This window comes from Corynebacterium sp. HMSC074C01 (assembly GCF_001814605.1).
GTDB lineage: Bacteria > Actinomycetota > Actinomycetes > Mycobacteriales > Mycobacteriaceae > Corynebacterium.
The window spans coordinates 54,812-68,789 of the sequence record NZ_KV817297.1 but is presented as its reverse complement, the minus strand read 5'-3'; the positions used below and the strand labels follow the sequence as shown (position 1 = coordinate 68,789).

At 59.9% G+C, this 13,978-nt stretch carries 14 protein-coding genes; 5 read left to right on the top strand and 9 right to left on the bottom strand.

Annotated features, from left to right (window positions below; all coding sequences use genetic code 11):
* The first annotated feature begins 15 nt into the window (after positions 1 to 15).
* From HMPREF2978_RS09670 to HMPREF2978_RS09660, 3 genes are all read left to right on the top strand, one after another.
* Positions 16 to 279, top strand: coding sequence for a hypothetical protein (locus HMPREF2978_RS09670; RefSeq protein ID WP_070524133.1), 264 nt, complete (start codon positions 16 to 18; stop codon positions 277 to 279).
* A 3-nt stretch (positions 280 to 282) separates the two neighbouring features.
* On the top strand, positions 283 to 1,071 hold the full coding sequence (locus tag HMPREF2978_RS09665; protein ID WP_070745259.1) for a zeta toxin family protein: 789 nt from the start codon (positions 283 to 285) through the stop codon (positions 1,069 to 1,071).
* Between the two features lie 257 nt (positions 1,072 to 1,328).
* A complete protein-coding gene (locus tag HMPREF2978_RS09660; protein ID WP_070745256.1) occupies positions 1,329 to 2,303 on the top strand; it encodes an NAD-dependent epimerase/dehydratase family protein in 975 nt (324 codons plus the stop codon).
* Between the two features lie 265 nt (positions 2,304 to 2,568).
* Here HMPREF2978_RS09660 and HMPREF2978_RS09655 read toward each other — a convergent pair whose 3' ends face one another.
* A complete protein-coding gene (locus HMPREF2978_RS09655) occupies positions 2,569 to 2,928 on the bottom strand; it encodes a VOC family protein (RefSeq protein ID WP_198530976.1) in 360 nt (119 codons plus the stop codon).
* Positions 2,929 to 3,032: 104 nt separating this feature from the next.
* Between HMPREF2978_RS09655 and HMPREF2978_RS09650 the strand changes: the two genes are divergently transcribed.
* A complete protein-coding gene (locus HMPREF2978_RS09650) occupies positions 3,033 to 3,758 on the top strand; it encodes a TIGR02391 family protein (RefSeq protein WP_061925377.1) in 726 nt (241 codons plus the stop codon).
* 491 nt (positions 3,759 to 4,249) lie between these two features.
* On the opposite strand, the gene HMPREF2978_RS09645 is transcribed toward HMPREF2978_RS09650, so the two are convergent.
* The 6 genes from HMPREF2978_RS09645 to HMPREF2978_RS13475 all read right to left on the bottom strand — a co-directional run bounded on the left by HMPREF2978_RS09645 (position 4,250) and on the right by HMPREF2978_RS13475 (position 8,786).
* Complete coding sequence (locus HMPREF2978_RS09645) at positions 4,250 to 6,142, bottom strand: heavy metal translocating P-type ATPase (protein WP_070745253.1); 1,893 nt, start codon at positions 6,140 to 6,142, stop codon at positions 4,250 to 4,252.
* The gene (locus HMPREF2978_RS09640) at positions 6,139 to 6,498 is read right to left on the bottom strand and encodes a Cd(II)/Pb(II)-sensing metalloregulatory transcriptional regulator CmtR (protein WP_070745250.1); all 360 of its coding nucleotides are present in this window, start codon (positions 6,496 to 6,498) and stop codon (positions 6,139 to 6,141) included. Before HMPREF2978_RS09640 ends, HMPREF2978_RS09645 begins: the two co-directional genes overlap by 4 nt.
* Positions 6,499 to 7,005: 507 nt before the next feature.
* On the bottom strand, positions 7,006 to 7,449 hold the full coding sequence (arfB, locus tag HMPREF2978_RS09635; RefSeq protein WP_070745248.1) for an alternative ribosome rescue aminoacyl-tRNA hydrolase ArfB: 444 nt from the start codon (positions 7,447 to 7,449) through the stop codon (positions 7,006 to 7,008).
* 31 nt (positions 7,450 to 7,480) lie between these two features.
* Positions 7,481 to 8,071 (bottom strand): putative glycolipid-binding domain-containing protein, encoded by a 591-nt coding sequence (locus tag HMPREF2978_RS09630; RefSeq protein WP_210398346.1) that lies wholly within the window; start codon positions 8,069 to 8,071, stop codon positions 7,481 to 7,483.
* Entirely contained in the window at positions 7,999 to 8,454 is a 456-nt protein-coding gene (locus HMPREF2978_RS13480) for a Fic family protein (protein WP_083312556.1), read from the bottom strand. The genes HMPREF2978_RS09630 and HMPREF2978_RS13480 overlap by 73 nt, the downstream gene beginning before the upstream one ends.
* Positions 8,454 to 8,786 carry a Fic/DOC family N-terminal domain-containing protein gene (locus tag HMPREF2978_RS13475; protein WP_005530810.1) on the bottom strand — a complete coding sequence of 111 codons (333 nt, stop codon included), beginning with the start codon at positions 8,784 to 8,786 and terminating at the stop codon, positions 8,454 to 8,456. Before HMPREF2978_RS13475 ends, HMPREF2978_RS13480 begins: the two co-directional genes overlap by 1 nt.
* A 354-nt stretch (positions 8,787 to 9,140) precedes the next feature.
* Between HMPREF2978_RS13475 and HMPREF2978_RS09620 the strand changes: the two genes are divergently transcribed.
* A complete protein-coding gene (locus HMPREF2978_RS09620) occupies positions 9,141 to 10,700 on the top strand; it encodes an ATP-binding protein (RefSeq protein WP_062036601.1) in 1,560 nt (519 codons plus the stop codon).
* On the opposite strand, the gene HMPREF2978_RS09615 is transcribed toward HMPREF2978_RS09620, so the two are convergent.
* Both HMPREF2978_RS09615 and HMPREF2978_RS09610 read right to left on the bottom strand, forming a co-directional pair.
* Positions 10,675 to 11,325: an MOSC domain-containing protein gene (locus HMPREF2978_RS09615; RefSeq protein WP_070745245.1), complete on the bottom strand. Its 651-nt coding sequence runs from the start codon at positions 11,323 to 11,325 to the stop codon at positions 10,675 to 10,677. The genes HMPREF2978_RS09620 and HMPREF2978_RS09615 overlap by 26 nt on opposite strands.
* Before the next feature lie 29 nt (positions 11,326 to 11,354).
* Positions 11,355 to 13,883: a hypothetical protein gene (locus HMPREF2978_RS09610; RefSeq protein WP_070745452.1), complete on the bottom strand. Its 2,529-nt coding sequence runs from the start codon at positions 13,881 to 13,883 to the stop codon at positions 11,355 to 11,357.
* Positions 13,884 to 13,978: the final 95 nt, after the last annotated feature.

The following is a 13,978-nucleotide window of genomic DNA, read 5'->3' as shown; positions in this document are numbered from 1 at the left end:
GCTATTCTTAGCGCCATGAGCACCGCCAAAGTCCCGGAGATCGAGTACGCAGCCTTCGACGCCATGAAGGAGGTTGCGTCCTCGCTGAAAGCTGCCTACCTCACTCGGGCCGCTGAAGCAGGCAACGATGTTGAATCACAATGGTGGATTCGTCAGAATTGGCTGGTAGAGGACATAGTCAGTGGTGTTGATTCAACCGACATTGAAGCCATCCGCGCCGCTGCGGCTCTCTTTGCGCAGCGGCTTGAAGCCCTCTCCTCCGAGCACAAAGCGGCATAGCCTATGCTTTCCGCCGCTGACTTCCCCGTTGATCCGCAGGTCATGGAGCAACGGCTAAAGACTCTGCAAACTAGCTATTTTGGTCGGTCGAATGCTCATGGTCCGGCTGTTCCAGAGGTCATTTATGTGGCGGGGCAGCCAGCGTCAGGCAAATCAACGGCTATTGAATCTGTAAAGAATGGTCACGCGGTCCTTGATTCCGATGAGGTTCGGAAGCTGCACCCCGCCCTCGACGAGATCATGGAGCGCGACCCCCTGCGCATGGACGTGCTCACCAATGGTCCGGTGCCCTATTGGATGTCCTCGCTGATTGAGTATGGCCGGCAGCACGGGCACTCCCTCATCATTGAGAACACGCTGTCCAACCCGGAATTCATCGCAGGAGAGATAGCCAAGTTTCGCTCCGTGGGTTTCCGCGTAAAGGTCGTGGGGCTGGCGGTGGCGCAGGCGGTCTCCAGGCTGGGCGTCGCCCAGCGCTACCTGGAGGCGCAGCGCGTGAGCCGCTACCCGCGTTGGACCAATGAGGTTTCCCACACGTCGGGTTTTAAAGCCATCGTCCCAGGGCTTCAGGCTATTGCGCCGCTTGTCGACGACCTCGAGATCCGCACCCGCGACGGCCGCACTTTGAGCGGCATCGAGGATATTGAGGCTGAGCGCGCAACCTGGTTCGACTCCCCCGCTGTTCGGGCCGACTGGCTGGCCCGTTTCGACAGCTGTGACTTGAGTGGGCTTGAAGCTGAGAAGCTCACGCACAACCTCGTGGCTGATGCAGAGCGTATCCGGAAACTTTAAGGCTGTGCCCGTGGAACTGCGCGCCCGGTAGGCGGTGAGAGCCTCGTGTCGAAGCGGCTGCTGGCGAGCTGGCGGTCTGCGAGGTCGAGCAGGCTGAGGATGTCGTCTGCGTTGAATTTAAGTTCAATGTGTAGGTTAGCCGAATAAGAAGCTCTGACAGATGGTGGGGTAATCCTGCTCTGACATCTTATTCCAGCTTGGATGCGCTGGGATTAGGACTGGTCACGTGTGAGAAGGTTTCGTGTACAACTAGTGACATGAACTTTTTATTGCTCGGTGGTACCGGTTTCCTTGGAGGACACATTGCGGCGGCAGCAATCGACCGAGGACATCAAGTTACTTGCCTCGCGCGGGGTAACGGGAAGGTTCCCAACGGAGCCGAATTTGTGAGTTCAGACCGTGACCGTGACGGTGCGTACGATGAGGTTGCGGGGAAAACTTGGGACACCATTGTGGATCTGACGAGTCAGCCGAAGCATGCGCGGGATGCGGCGACGAAACTCCAGGCCAAGCATCGTATATTTGTGTCTTCGAGCAGCGTATATGAGGACCAAGGAAGTATTTCTTCCGAGTCTGATTCCGTAGTCACTCCGCTTGAAATTGACTACATGGAGAACATGGGGCAGTACCCGGCCGCAAAGTCTGCTTGCGAAACGATTTATCGCAACATAAATAGGTCGGTAATGGTAGTTCGACCCGGTCTGATCGCCGGCTACGGCGACGAAACAGGGCGCAGTGGTTACTATCCGTGGCGCTTCGCGCATCCCACGGGTGAGAACGTGATCGTCCCAGACCCGGCGTTTCCCGTCGCTATGATTGATGTGAAAGACCTTGCAGACTGGATAGTTGAGTCTGCAGAAGTTGGAACTTTCGGAACCTTTAACGCCACGGGGTTTGCTACTTCCTTGTCCGATGTGTTCAAGATTTCGCGTGAGTTAGCCGCATCGGAGGCTACGGAGCGACCTTGCTCTGATGAACTGCTTCTCGCTAATGATGTAACCCCGTGGATGGGCCCAAAATCGTTGCCGTTGTGGGTACCAGGTGAACAGTTTCGCAACATCGCGCTACTCGATTGCGCCACAGCCTACGAAGCTGGCCTGCAGATTCGCCCGTTGAAAGAAACATTGGCGGATGCGCTGCGATTCGAAGAAGAACAGCAGGGAGAAAGACTCGCTGGGCTCAGCGATGAAGAGGAAGTCGTGCTTCGCCAGCGGTTAGAAGATGGCATTTAGTTTCGGCAGGAACAGTTTTAGTTGCAGTCGGGACCGTACTAAGTTGGTTTTCGTTCCGCGACTGACTGTGAGAATGAGTCCGAATCTGACTTGAGGGGGACTTCGGCGGTGCTAGCTCTTCATGACGCGGAACGATCTAGCCTGCGGAGGCTGCCTTTTCGAGCAGGAAACGCCTTGCGGCACACTTTTCGGCTTCTCGAATCGCTTACAACTGAGTGAGGTAGCCTTCTTTCGCCACTCCGTCGAGTTTAAGTTCAATTTGTAGCTAGGCCCCGAGGTTGCCCACGCAGAACTCGTTGCCTTCCGGATCCTGCATGACGGTCCACACCAATCCCGGCGCCTCGTGGGTGGTGAGTTCGGTAGCGCCTAGGTCTTTGAGGCGCTCTACCAAGGATTCGCGCTCCGCCCCGCCAACGTCGATATGCATGCGGTTCTTGCCAGGCGTGGGATCCTCAACGCGCTGAAACCCTAGCGCCGGGGTCGAATCGACCATCACGAAATCGCCGTAATCCGCGGCGATTTCGCAGCCGGTTGCGACCGCCCAGAACTCGGCGAGCCTAGACGGATCGTGGCAGTCGAAGGTGATTTGGCGGATGATGAAGTTGGCGTCGCTCATGGTTTCCATTGTGGGCGCGCGTTAGCGCGCCTGCAATAACGAGGGGTGTTTCTGGTTGGGGTATCAGAACAGTTCTCTCCGGCCATGTCAGCCCCATACGTCATAATGGAGGCATGGCCGAGCTAGACCCCGAGTGGGCGATCAATGAGATAGACGCGTTCCTGCAAGTCACAGAGAAGGTAGTCCCCGACATGGGCCCGGGCATCGCCTACCTTGGAACCGTTATGAGCGGATCGCCGACTGAGGCTGCGGCACGTGCCCACGTCGTTGAAATGATCCTTGACCGAGCGCTTCCCGGGTGGAGACAAGGACTCCCAGTCCAGGACAAGGAGTATAGCTGGCTGAGGGACCAAGCCTCCCGGGCCAAGACAGTGCTTGAACGTAGGTCTGAACTCGCTGAAAAGCTCGGAGACAACACGCCAGACTTAGACGCCGCCAATCTGCATCCGTGGGCGTGGGAGAATGGCAAGGGTTACTGGAATCATGGGCACTACCATCAAGCCGTGATGCAGGCTGCCATCCGCATCAATGCAGAGACCCAAGCGAAACTGAACCGCCTAGACATATCTGAAACAGCACTTTTCAATGAGGCGTTTTCACTCCATGATCCGAAGCGTAATGTGCCGCGCCTTCGGCTTATGGAAAATGATGGCAGTAAGACGTTTGAGAACCTACATCGGGGCGCCCGCGCCTTTGCAGAGGGCTTGTACGCGGCTATCCGCAATCCCGGGATGCATGTTCCACACGACGGTGGTGAGGAGCAAGTCGCGTTGGAGCAGCTCGCGGCTTTCAGTCTATTGGCTCGCTGGGTTGATAAGGCTACCGTCCTGGAGGGGTGACTACATCGGTTTACGGAATAGCAGTCTGCTTTGAGCGAAGGATGTGGAGCACGAACGTCTGTGATGGGGGTGCCGGGCGCTCAGTCGGCAAGGCCGTACAGGGACCATCGCCGTGGCTGTGTGCAAGGTTCATGCCAGCGAGTGGGGTGGGGTCCAGAAATGATCCTCGCACACGTTAAATAGCGACGACACTCCGTCGAGTTCAAGTTCAACGTGTAACGCGAGGCGCTAATGACGTTTCGCGTTATTGGGGGTATGTTGAAGAGCGCTGTCTCTAACTCCGGTTTTCGTTCGGCCTCGGTCCATTCCGCTACCTCGTGTGAAGAATCTGCAAGCGCTATCGGGCCGTTGAACTATTAGGTTCACCCACAGTTCCCGTGCCTGCACGCATCGAGAAGGACCAGGTGGTGAACTCGAATGACTCGCCTGGTCCAACGTGTGTGTGCGCTCGGCGCGTGGTTTAACCCTTATAAGACTTGCCGGTCACAGCCTCAGCGTTTCGCTCGTGCAGCCCGCAGGCCGTTCAAGATCACGATGACTTCGGCGACTTCGTGTACCAAGACGACGGCGGCCAGGCCCAGTACACCGCTGATCGCCAGTGGCATCAACACGATGATGATGGCCAGAGACAGCACGATGTTTTGGTTGATGATCCTGCTGCCTCGGCGGGCGTGCTGCAGCGCCTGCGGGATCAGCCGGAGGTCGTGGCCAGTGAAGGCGACGTCAGCGGACTCGATCGCGGCGTCAGAGCCGGTTGCTCCCATCGCAATGCCCACCGTTGCGCCCGCCAGTGCCGGCGCGTCGTTGATGCCGTCGCCGATCATCGCCGTCGGCGTCTTGGAGGAGAGTTCGGCGACGATGCTTGCCTTGTCCTCCGGTCGCAGCTCGGCGCGCACGTCGTCGATTCCGGCGATTTCAGCCAGTGCCTGGGCGGTGCGAGTGTTATCGCCGGTGAGCATGCTCACTTCCACGTCGTTGTCGTGCAGGGATTGCACGGCATCGGGCACCTCGGGCCGCAACTCGTCGCGCACCCCGATCGCCCCGGCGAGAGCGTCATCGACGGTGACTAGGACGCAGGTCTGGCCTTCGGATTCCATGCGCTCAACGTCTGCCTTCAGTGGTCCGGCGTCGATCCATCGGGGGCTGCCGACCAGCACCCGTCGGCCTTCGACGGTGCCGCCGATGCCTTGACCGGCTTCCTCGCTGATATCCAAGGCGGTGGGTGCTTCGGGCTCCGCTGCCGCGATCGCCGCGGCGAGGGGGTGCGTCGACTGCTGCTCAACCGCCGCCGCGAAGGAAAGCACCTGCGCCCGATCGAATCCGTCTGCCGGGACCACTCCGGTAACCTCGGGCTGGTTGCGGGTAAGGGTTCCGGTTTTGTCTACCGCTAGGTGACGGATGCCGCCGAGTCGCTCGAACGCCGCGCCGGACTTGATGACTACTCCGAACTGGCTGGCCGCGCCGATCGCGGCCACGACCGTCAGCGGCACGGAGATTGCCAGCGCGCACGGCGACGCTGCGACCAGGACCACCAGCGCACGGGTGATCCAAGTCTCGGGGTCGCCCAACAGCGAGCCGATCACGCCGACCAGCACCGCCAGGATCATCACCCCGGGCACGAGGGGTCGGGCAATCCGGTCGGCGATCCGGGCGCGGTCACCCTTCTCCGCCTGCGCTTGCTCGACGAGGTCGACGAGTGTGGTCAGCGAGTTGTCCGTTCCAGCTGCGGTCGTCTCGACCTCCAGCACACCGGCGGAGTTGATCGCTCCCGCGGGTACCTCGTCGCCGGGCGCAACCACCTCCGGAATGGATTCTCCGGTGATCGCTGAGGTGTCAAGGCTGGAGTGTCCGGACCGAATGATGCCGTCCGTGGCGATCCGCTCCCCGGGGCGTACGACCATTAGCTCGCCAACCTCAAGGTCCTTCGCAGTGACCTTGGCCGTCGTACCGTCGCGCAGCACGGTCGCGGTTTGCGGTACCAGCTTCAATAGTGCCCGCAGTCCGCCTTGGGCCCGGTCCATCGCCTTGTCTTCCAGCGCCTCGGCGATCGAGTACAGGAACGCCAGCGCCGCGGCCTCTCCGACGAAACCAAGGATCACCGCGCCGACCGCGCTGATCGTCATAAGCAAGCCAATGCCGAGCTTGCGCTTCGTGACAAGGTTCCGGATCGCTCCAGGTGCGAACGTGTAAGCGCCCAACAGCAGGCCAAGCCAATACAGTACCGTTGCGGGCGTCTCCAAGTCGGACCAGTCCAGCGCCAGTCCTGTAATGAGGGCTACGCCGGAGAAGATCGGTAGCAGTAGCTCGGGGTCCTTCCACCATGGCCGATCGAGCTCTTCGATCTCCGTGGCGGGTTCGTGTTCGCATCCACATGCTGAACTCATGCGTCCGTTCCTTTCTCGCCGCAGCCGGGCACCGAGCACTCAGTGTCGATGCAGGGGGCATTCTCGTCGACGGCCAGCGTCGCGTTGACCAGCGCTTCGAGCGCCGCCGCGAGGTGCGGATCGGAAATTTCGTAGCGGGTCTTACGGCCCTCCGGCTCAGCGACGACGATGCCGCAATCGCGTAGGCAGGACAGGTGGTTCGAGACGTTCGAGCGGGTCAGATCCAAGCTTTGCGAAATCTCGGCCGGGTAGCCCGGACCGTCGAGTAGGGTCATCAGGATTCGGGAACGCGTCGGATCAGCCATGGCCCGGCCGAGCCGGTTCATGACGTCGAGGCGCGAAGCAATAGTCAGCATGTGCTGAATAATACAACGTGTGCTGAACTATTCAAAATGCACTGAACTGACGGTTACGCGTAGGTCCTGCGACCTGCAGGAATTAGTCGATGGGATAGCAGATGACTGATCCTTTGTGGTTCGGCTGCCACCCAACGCGGGAGCGACGTGGGCGGCGAGATTCTCCAGAATCTCACGTTGACGTCCACGCCATCCCGCAAAACCTTTACGTGTTTCCATGCGCCCATATGTTCTCTGTGCGCTGACGTAATTACAGTTTTCTGATTGTTGCAGGCTAACGAGAAAGTAACTTTGCAACTACATACCGTGGAGTTCAAACTTAACGTGTAGCGTTATTGATGTTTCGCGTTATGGGGGATAGGGTGAAGCATGATCCAGTCGTTCGCTGACAAGGACACTGAGCGTCTGTGGAATCGAGAGCGGATTCAACCGGTCCAAGCTGTCTCAGCGTAGCGGTTACCCGAACCAGGTCCGTCAGCGTGAGGATATGCACGCGGATGGTTCGAACTAGGAAATTTGGGGCCGCCGTCGCGTGGACTTGAGTTCCGAGCGCCGCTTTTTCGCTTCGAGACGGCGTCGCACCGAGCTCTGCGTCGGCTTGGTCCTGCGCCGCGGAGGAGGAAGCGGAGCGAGCGCCTCACGCAAGAGGGCGGCCATGCGCTCTCGCGCCTCGGTGCGGTTACGGACCTGCGAGCGCTGCGTCGACGCGCTCACGGTGAGCACTGTGTCGTCCAGGCGGTGTTCGAGGTTGTGAAGGACGCGGCGACGCTGGGCGTCGGAAAGCGATGAGCACGTAGCGATATCGACGGAAAGCTGCACTTTGCTGTCCGTAGTATTGACGCCTTGGCCACCTGGTCCCGACGACTTCGCGAACCGCTCCGTCAGGTCGGCGGCGACGATGACCAGACCCCCGGGGATCCCTGGGCCAGGCGCGATGGTCAGGTCGTTCATACCGCCCAGCTTAGTTAGAGTTGCTTCCGGATCAGACCCGCCGTGCGAGATCAGGGTAGTGTACGACCACGCCGTCACCGTCGACCTCCAACTCGACGTCGACTCCCCGTGTTCCGCTTTCATATCGGACAGTTTCAGCATCGACGGAGCTGTAGTACTGGTCTGATGCGATCACCTGGAGGGACGGTATATCAATCCAAGCCATGATCAGCTGCGTTTTCGGAACCTGAGTCTCAAGCAGCGTCAAGCGACGAATAGGCATTGTGTTGGTGAGAGGGCACAGACCGAGATCGCAATCGAGTGCGGCTTTCAGGTCGGCTGACTGGACGATACCGGGGGAGGGCAGCTCTTCAGGCTGGGCGCCCTCTTCATTGGTTTCCGCCGACCACACGCCTTGTTCGGACCTTAACAGCTCGAGGCTTCGCCCCCATCCGTCGCCTTCAACGTTCACCGACACACGTTCGGTCACCCAGTTCTCCGCGGCGCGCAGCTCCCACGTGGCCTTGTATCCATCGCCGTATTGCACTCCGGAAGCGGTCAAACCGGCTCCTAAAAAATGAACTGCGGCCTCGTTCCGGATGAGGGGAGTCTCGACATGCTCCCACTTATACGTGCGCTCCATGGTGAGGATTTTACCACGCTTGATGGTGCGAAAAGGCAGGTAGCTTTCGATTTGGACCACGTATCGAGGACGAGGCTTACCGGCAGAATGGTGTATTCAGTAGGTCCGCGACGCAGAAGAATCCCATGAATGAGAGCACGGCCCACACGGCCGTTGCCATCTGCAAATGGGTGAATCGTTTTGAATTGAGCGTGAGCAATCGCGGCTTGGATAAGAGCACCGTGCGAAGCGCCATCGAGGTAAAGACATAAGTCGTCTACGAGGTCATGGACTAGACGTGGGGGCGCTGGGATGAACTCGGCCCCAAAGAGTGTGTGGTTACTTCCACCAATCCAGTTTTGAATAGTGCGGAGACCAGTGGGGATAGAGCCCTTCTCCCCCATCAACTCTCTTTGGAGCTTTTCAAGAAGGCCGATGGAGATGTTGGTTCGGTGGCAAAGCTCTTCTCAATGGAACACAGAACGGTGAGGTTACGCGCAACCTCTTCCGCGCTTTCCTTAAAGCCGCGGACTTCCTCCTTTTGGGCGAGTTCCGCGAGGACAACCTTGTCGACGTTGGGCGCAATACCTTCAATGCGTGAGGAAGAAATCGCCTCAGAACGCATGAGTAAGCGGGCCACAGATTCCAACTGGCCAGAAGCAGCATGACGGTTGAGATCCAAGATCTCTCGCTCGATACGTGCTGCCCGGCTGGTGAGCTCTGGGGAAAACTCCATGCCTTACTTACAAGATGGTCAGGGACATAGACCTAAAAAGGACCTCCGGCCTTATCGCGCCGGGGAGTGCCGGAGCCTGATTCGGGGATCCAGCTCTCGGTAACGTAGTGAGGCTTGTAGAGGCTATCCATTCGTCAGACAGCAAATGAGTGGTTGGATAACTCTTATCCAACCACTCATTGCGGTTTATGCGCTAGATAAAGCTTAAACATACGGGGTTTCAGGGCCATAATTTGGCCTCAATGAGAATGTCAATGACACCTCAATGGGAAGATCAATGAGAACTCTTGTCATTGAAGAGGAATGAAGTTAGCATTGAGCCGTCATTGTTAACATTGAGGGCGGGTATTCATCGTGAACAATTGGTCCGAGAATCAGCTGAGAGAGCTATTGGCTGAGCTTGAGTTGCGCGGCGGTGATTCAACAACAGTCGAGGTCAAAACCGCTCAAGGGGGCATTCCGGACTCTCTACCGCAGACATTGTGCGCGTTCGCAAACATGCCGAGTGGCGGCCTTATCATTCTCGGTGTCAATGAGAAGGAAGGATTCATTGTCACTGGCATTGAGAATCCTTCGGAGATGGAGGCTGCTCTGGCCTCGCAGGCGCGTCATGCCATCACCCCTCCAGTCACAGTGCATACCGACAGTGTGGCAATAGATGGCACGCATGTCGTGATTGCGGAGGTTACGGGTCTTCCGATTATTGATAAGCCTGCTATCTACAGGGGAGAAGCGTATCTTCGAATGGCTGATGGGGACTACCGTATGAGTGCCTCGGAGCTGCGCATGATGGACGTGGCAAAGCTGCATGCCGAAGAGGCAGTGTCCTATGACACGACGATTGTGGAAGGCACGAGCCTTGCAGACCTAGATAGCGACGTGGTGCAAGATTTCTTGGTTCAGGCGCGGAAAAAGAATCGGCGACTATCGGGACTTACTCAAGATGAGGACGTCTTACGGGCGCTAGCGGTGACGACCGCGACTGGAGAGCTGACGCTTGCTGGCCTGTATGCGCTGGGTTTCTATCCCCAAGGGCATTTTCCCTCCTTAGCAGTAACGGTGGCGCAAAGGCTACCAAATGGTTCGAAGCACGGGCGAGTGTTGGGGTTGGAGACCTTTGAGGGGCCCGTTCCGGTGCTGTTGAACTCGGTAATGGGATGGGTAAGGCAACGTTTAGCCGCCGTACGGCGATATCGAGAGGACGGATCAATGGTGGAAGTTCCTGAACTTCCCCTTCCGGCCATTCGAGAGGCCGTGGCTAATGCATTGGTGCACCGTGATCTTGGGCCAAATACGTTGGGTGCGGGTAAATCGATTGATGTCCGCCTATTACCGGACAAGATGGTTATCTCCAGTCCAGGAGGCCTACGGGATCTGACGGTTGAACAGCTCAAGTCGAGAGATCTGGCGCGCCAGGAGATTAACCAGCGGCTCTATAGACTGTGCCGATATCTCAAAGCAGACGATGGCTCTTTTGTTATTGAGGGCGAAGGCGGCGGCGTGCAGCTCATGCTGGATGCCGCGCGAGAGCAAGGATTACCGGAGCCTGACCTGATAGATTCTGGCGTGCAATTTACGGTGAAGATGTGGCGGCCGGACACTCGTGGAGAGGCCCGTATCTGGGAGCCACTACGCAAGGAGGAATCAGGCACCGGCCCGGAACGACGAGTGGATGCACCAGTGACCTTGGAACGCCTGGGTGTTAACGCCCCGCGCGTAGCGGAGGCGCTGCGTACGGCGGCACAACCGCTGTCTATCGGCGAAATAGAAACAGCCACAAACCTTACTCGAGCGCAGGTCCGATATGCGCTGAAGTCACTGGTGAAGGCACGATTCGTGCGTATGGATGGCACGCGCGGTTCACAAGCGACAACCTATGAATGGCTAGCTAACCGCGGGGCTGCAGGCGCTTAACCAGCTGATCGTGGTGGACTGCGGCAAGGCAGCCGGCGTCCACGACGCGCCGGGCTAGCTCCTTGTCCCCCATCTTGGCCGCGAAGGCCATGCCCATGGTGATGTCATGGTCGGGGCGGCCGATAAGCGTAATTTCATCGCCAGGAGTGATGCGGCCAGGCTCGATGATGCGCAGGTAGGAACCGCAATCACCGCGCTCCGTGAAGGACTTGAGCCAACCGGGCTCGTCCATCCAGCCGGAGAAGGTGGCACAAGGCGTGCGCGGGATAGACACTTCAAGCACGCACTCCCCCACCTGAATCTGCTGGTTGATCAGCATATTCGACCAAGAAATCCCTTCGGTGGTGAGGTTCTCCCCGAAGTAGCCATCACGCAGCACGCGGTTGAGCGTGCCCTCCCAGTAATCGAGCTCCTCACGGGCCACCGCATACACGGCCTTCTCAGCGCCGCCGTGGTGGGCGTGGTCACCGATGGAATCCCCCACCACGCCAGAGCCGTCACCGTAGTTGGGCCCGGGTATTTCCAGATCCAGGAGGGGGCGTGGCTGCTTATCGATGCCCGTGTACTCGTGCCGCCCGTGCGGCTCGGGGCGGCGGACAGCGACGTTCGTGGAGATAACCTTCATGCTCACCTATTGTGGCACACCTCACGCGCTCACATGTCGCGATCGTGGAAGAGCGCCTCCGCGGTCACGAGGTCGTAGAAGAAGAGGCGGGGGGCGAGGGGGAGGACGTCGGCAAGCATGGGCATGTCCTCCTTGAGCAGCGGGCTTTCCATGATGATGTCATTCGCCGCAGCGCGGGAGGCCAGGGCGAAGGCATAGGAAATATAGGGCATCCAGGCAGCGGCGTTGAGCTCATCGGCGGTGTTGCCACTGGCAAAGGCGCCCAACGCGATAAGGGTGTGGCTGACGGACATGTCAACGCCTGCGTTTTGCACCAGCGAGGCCAGCGCCGTGGCGTCCTTGCGAAGGTGCTCGATGGTGCCCAGCGCATCGAGTGCGCCGTTGTTGGCAAAGCACTCGCGCAGCGCGGCGACGCGGCCGGCCTCCCCCATCAGATCATCGACGGGCGGCGTGGGGCTGTGAATGGTCGCAGCATTCAGCAGCATCGGGCGGGTTAGGCCATCGGCGCCGGATTCACGCACGGCGTTCAGCTCCGCGTTCTCGCTGGCGGAAGGATCGAGCAGGAGATCCAGGTAGCTATCGGCGCTCGACTCGGCGGTGGGCTCCAGCGGCGAGTGGAACAAGCGCGTGCGCGCGAGCGAGCGGGCCTGCTGGTTCACGCTAACGCCAGTGCGCGCCAGGGCGTGGAGCGCGTCCTCCGGTTGGGCGCGCAGGCGATCAATCGTGCTGTCGAACATCGCCTGCAGCTTTGGGTTCGGGCTGCGCTGCGAGAGCACGTGAAGCGCGCGGAAGGTGCCCCAGAGCTGCTCCGGGGTCCAGTCCTTCGAGGCGAGCGCCGCCGGCGAGCCTTCCGGCGTGACCACGATGGAGGCGCTGGAGGGGCGAGCGGGGGCGGCGAGGTTGGAGGAGGCGCGGAGCTCGCGGACGTCGACAAGCAATGAGCCCTGCTCGGCAAGGTCGGCGGGCAGCTCAAACCCCTCTTCGGTGGGAGTGAGTTGGGTAGGCGCCACGGTGGGCTCGGCCAATGGCCAGGCCCAGCCCACTAAATCTGCCTGCGGTTCTGCGTTCTGCTCGATGATAATCTCATCGCCGTTGAGCAGGCCGCGGCTGACGAAGGGGGACTTGCGGACGGTGGCCAGCGCCGCATAGATCAGGCTGGTGGATGCGGAAGCCTCGTACTCGACGATGCGCCGCTCCAGGCTGCGGGCCTCGTGGGCCGCGCGCTCCTCTGCCGGGAGCGAATCCAGGTAGTCCTCGTAGGACAGCGTGGACCACATGAGGAAAAGTTCGGCAGAGGGCTGCTTGCGCACGGCGTTGGCCAGCGCGGCGTTGGGAACGGCGAGGCTGGTGACCGCCTGCGTTGTCTTCGAGGTGCGCGCCAGCTCCTTGATTTTCTGCCGGCCATCGATGGTGACGAACTTCGCCAGCGGCAGCGGGCGCGGTGAGTGGACGGTAAACATGTCGTCCTGATCGAGCTGGCCGGCAAAAATCACCGGCTTATCGGAGTGCTCAGTGGGCTCCAGGCCGATGCGCTTGACGCGGCTGAACAGGGCCTCGGGCCAGACATCGAATTCCAGTTCATAGCCGGCCTCGCTGGCCACGACCTCGCGGCGCGAGACCTCGGTGTCCTCGAAGGTGCGCAGCCCCTTTTCCAACGCGATGGGCTTCTTCGGCGGGGAAGCCAACGTGTAGCTAAAGGCCGAGTGCGCGCCGAGAGCATCGATGATGCGGAAATCCATGCCGCGCGGACCGTCGTTGGTGGCGCGCATGTGGAGGCCCTCGGCGAGGGAAATGAAGCGGACGTCGACAAGCTCCTCGTCGTGCCACAGCGACACTTTGTAGCGGCCCACCCACGGGTCTTCGTAGAGGTCACCCGGGAAAGGTTCGGCGATGCCCGCGTCGAAGGTCTGCTCCGAAATCTCCTCCTGCTCGCCGCCGAGGGGCGCATAGGTGAGATCGATGCGCCACTCCCCTTCCGCGATGAGGTGCACGCGCGGGGACTTGGTGAACACGGGCTCGTTGTCGAGGCCACGGGCGTTGGGGAGGATGGCGACGTCAAAGTCCCACTCGAAATCGCCGTGCTTGGCGACGTCCACCGGTTCCCTCTGCGGAACCTTAACCTGATCCGGCAGTGGGCCCACTTCCCAGCCGGCCCAGATGCCGAGGGGCTTAGCGTCCTTGAGGGTGCCCTGCGGCGCGATAAGCGTGGTGCGGTCATAGACGATGAAGGGTGCGTCCTCGGTGATGCCGGTGAAGGTGATGGTTTCGATGAGGGCCTCGTCGCCATCGCGCAGCGTGACCTCGATGCGGGTAAACGGCCCGGGGATGCCGACTTCCAGCGGCTCTTCGGTGGCGAATTCACGCACCGAGTGGGGGCGATCGATGAAATGGGACTTGACCACCCATCGTGGATCCGTCAGTTCCGCTTCGGGGTACGTGGCGGGCAGTTGAAGCATGAGGATGTTGCTCCCCCGGCGCAGTGAAATCCGGGGACCCTGCTCGGCGATGTCGGTAGTGACCAACGGCGTTGTGGGAAGTGAATAAATCTCCGCGCTCATTTGCTTCATCATAGGACACGGCGGGGTCCTGTTGCCATGTCGCTGGTAGAGGGCTTGATTGTCCTAACGGTAGGACAGGTGTCCTAAGCATAGGA

What these genes read in the sequence shown, in the direction of transcription:
- HMPREF2978_RS09655 (WP_198530976.1), bottom strand. Translation starts at nt 2,928, where the DNA reads ATGGAAACCATGAGCGACGCCAACTTCATCATCCGCCAAATCACCTTC.
- HMPREF2978_RS09630 (WP_210398346.1), bottom strand. Translation starts at nt 8,071, where the DNA reads ATGGAGCGCACGTATAAGTGGGAGCATGTCGAGACTCCCCTCATCCGG.
- HMPREF2978_RS13480 (WP_083312556.1), bottom strand. Translation starts at nt 8,454, where the DNA reads ATGGGGGAGAAGGGCTCTATCCCCACTGGTCTCCGCACTATTCAAAAC.
- HMPREF2978_RS09670 (WP_070524133.1), top strand. Translation starts at nt 16, where the DNA reads ATGAGCACCGCCAAAGTCCCGGAGATCGAGTACGCAGCCTTCGACGCC.
- HMPREF2978_RS09615 (WP_070745245.1), bottom strand. Translation starts at nt 11,325, where the DNA reads ATGAAGGTTATCTCCACGAACGTCGCTGTCCGCCGCCCCGAGCCGCAC.
- HMPREF2978_RS13475 (WP_005530810.1), bottom strand. Translation starts at nt 8,786, where the DNA reads ATGGAGTTTTCCCCAGAGCTCACCAGCCGGGCAGCACGTATCGAGCGA.
- HMPREF2978_RS09660 (WP_070745256.1), top strand. Translation starts at nt 1,329, where the DNA reads ATGAACTTTTTATTGCTCGGTGGTACCGGTTTCCTTGGAGGACACATT.
- HMPREF2978_RS09640 (WP_070745250.1), bottom strand. Translation starts at nt 6,498, where the DNA reads ATGCTGACTATTGCTTCGCGCCTCGACGTCATGAACCGGCTCGGCCGG.
- arfB (WP_070745248.1), bottom strand. Translation starts at nt 7,449, where the DNA reads ATGAACGACCTGACCATCGCGCCTGGCCCAGGGATCCCCGGGGGTCTG.
- HMPREF2978_RS09650 (WP_061925377.1), top strand. Translation starts at nt 3,033, where the DNA reads ATGGCCGAGCTAGACCCCGAGTGGGCGATCAATGAGATAGACGCGTTC.
- HMPREF2978_RS09645 (WP_070745253.1), bottom strand. Translation starts at nt 6,142, where the DNA reads ATGAGTTCAGCATGTGGATGCGAACACGAACCCGCCACGGAGATCGAA.
- HMPREF2978_RS09610 (WP_070745452.1), bottom strand. Translation starts at nt 13,883, where the DNA reads ATGAGCGCGGAGATTTATTCACTTCCCACAACGCCGTTGGTCACTACC.
- HMPREF2978_RS09665 (WP_070745259.1), top strand. Translation starts at nt 283, where the DNA reads ATGCTTTCCGCCGCTGACTTCCCCGTTGATCCGCAGGTCATGGAGCAA.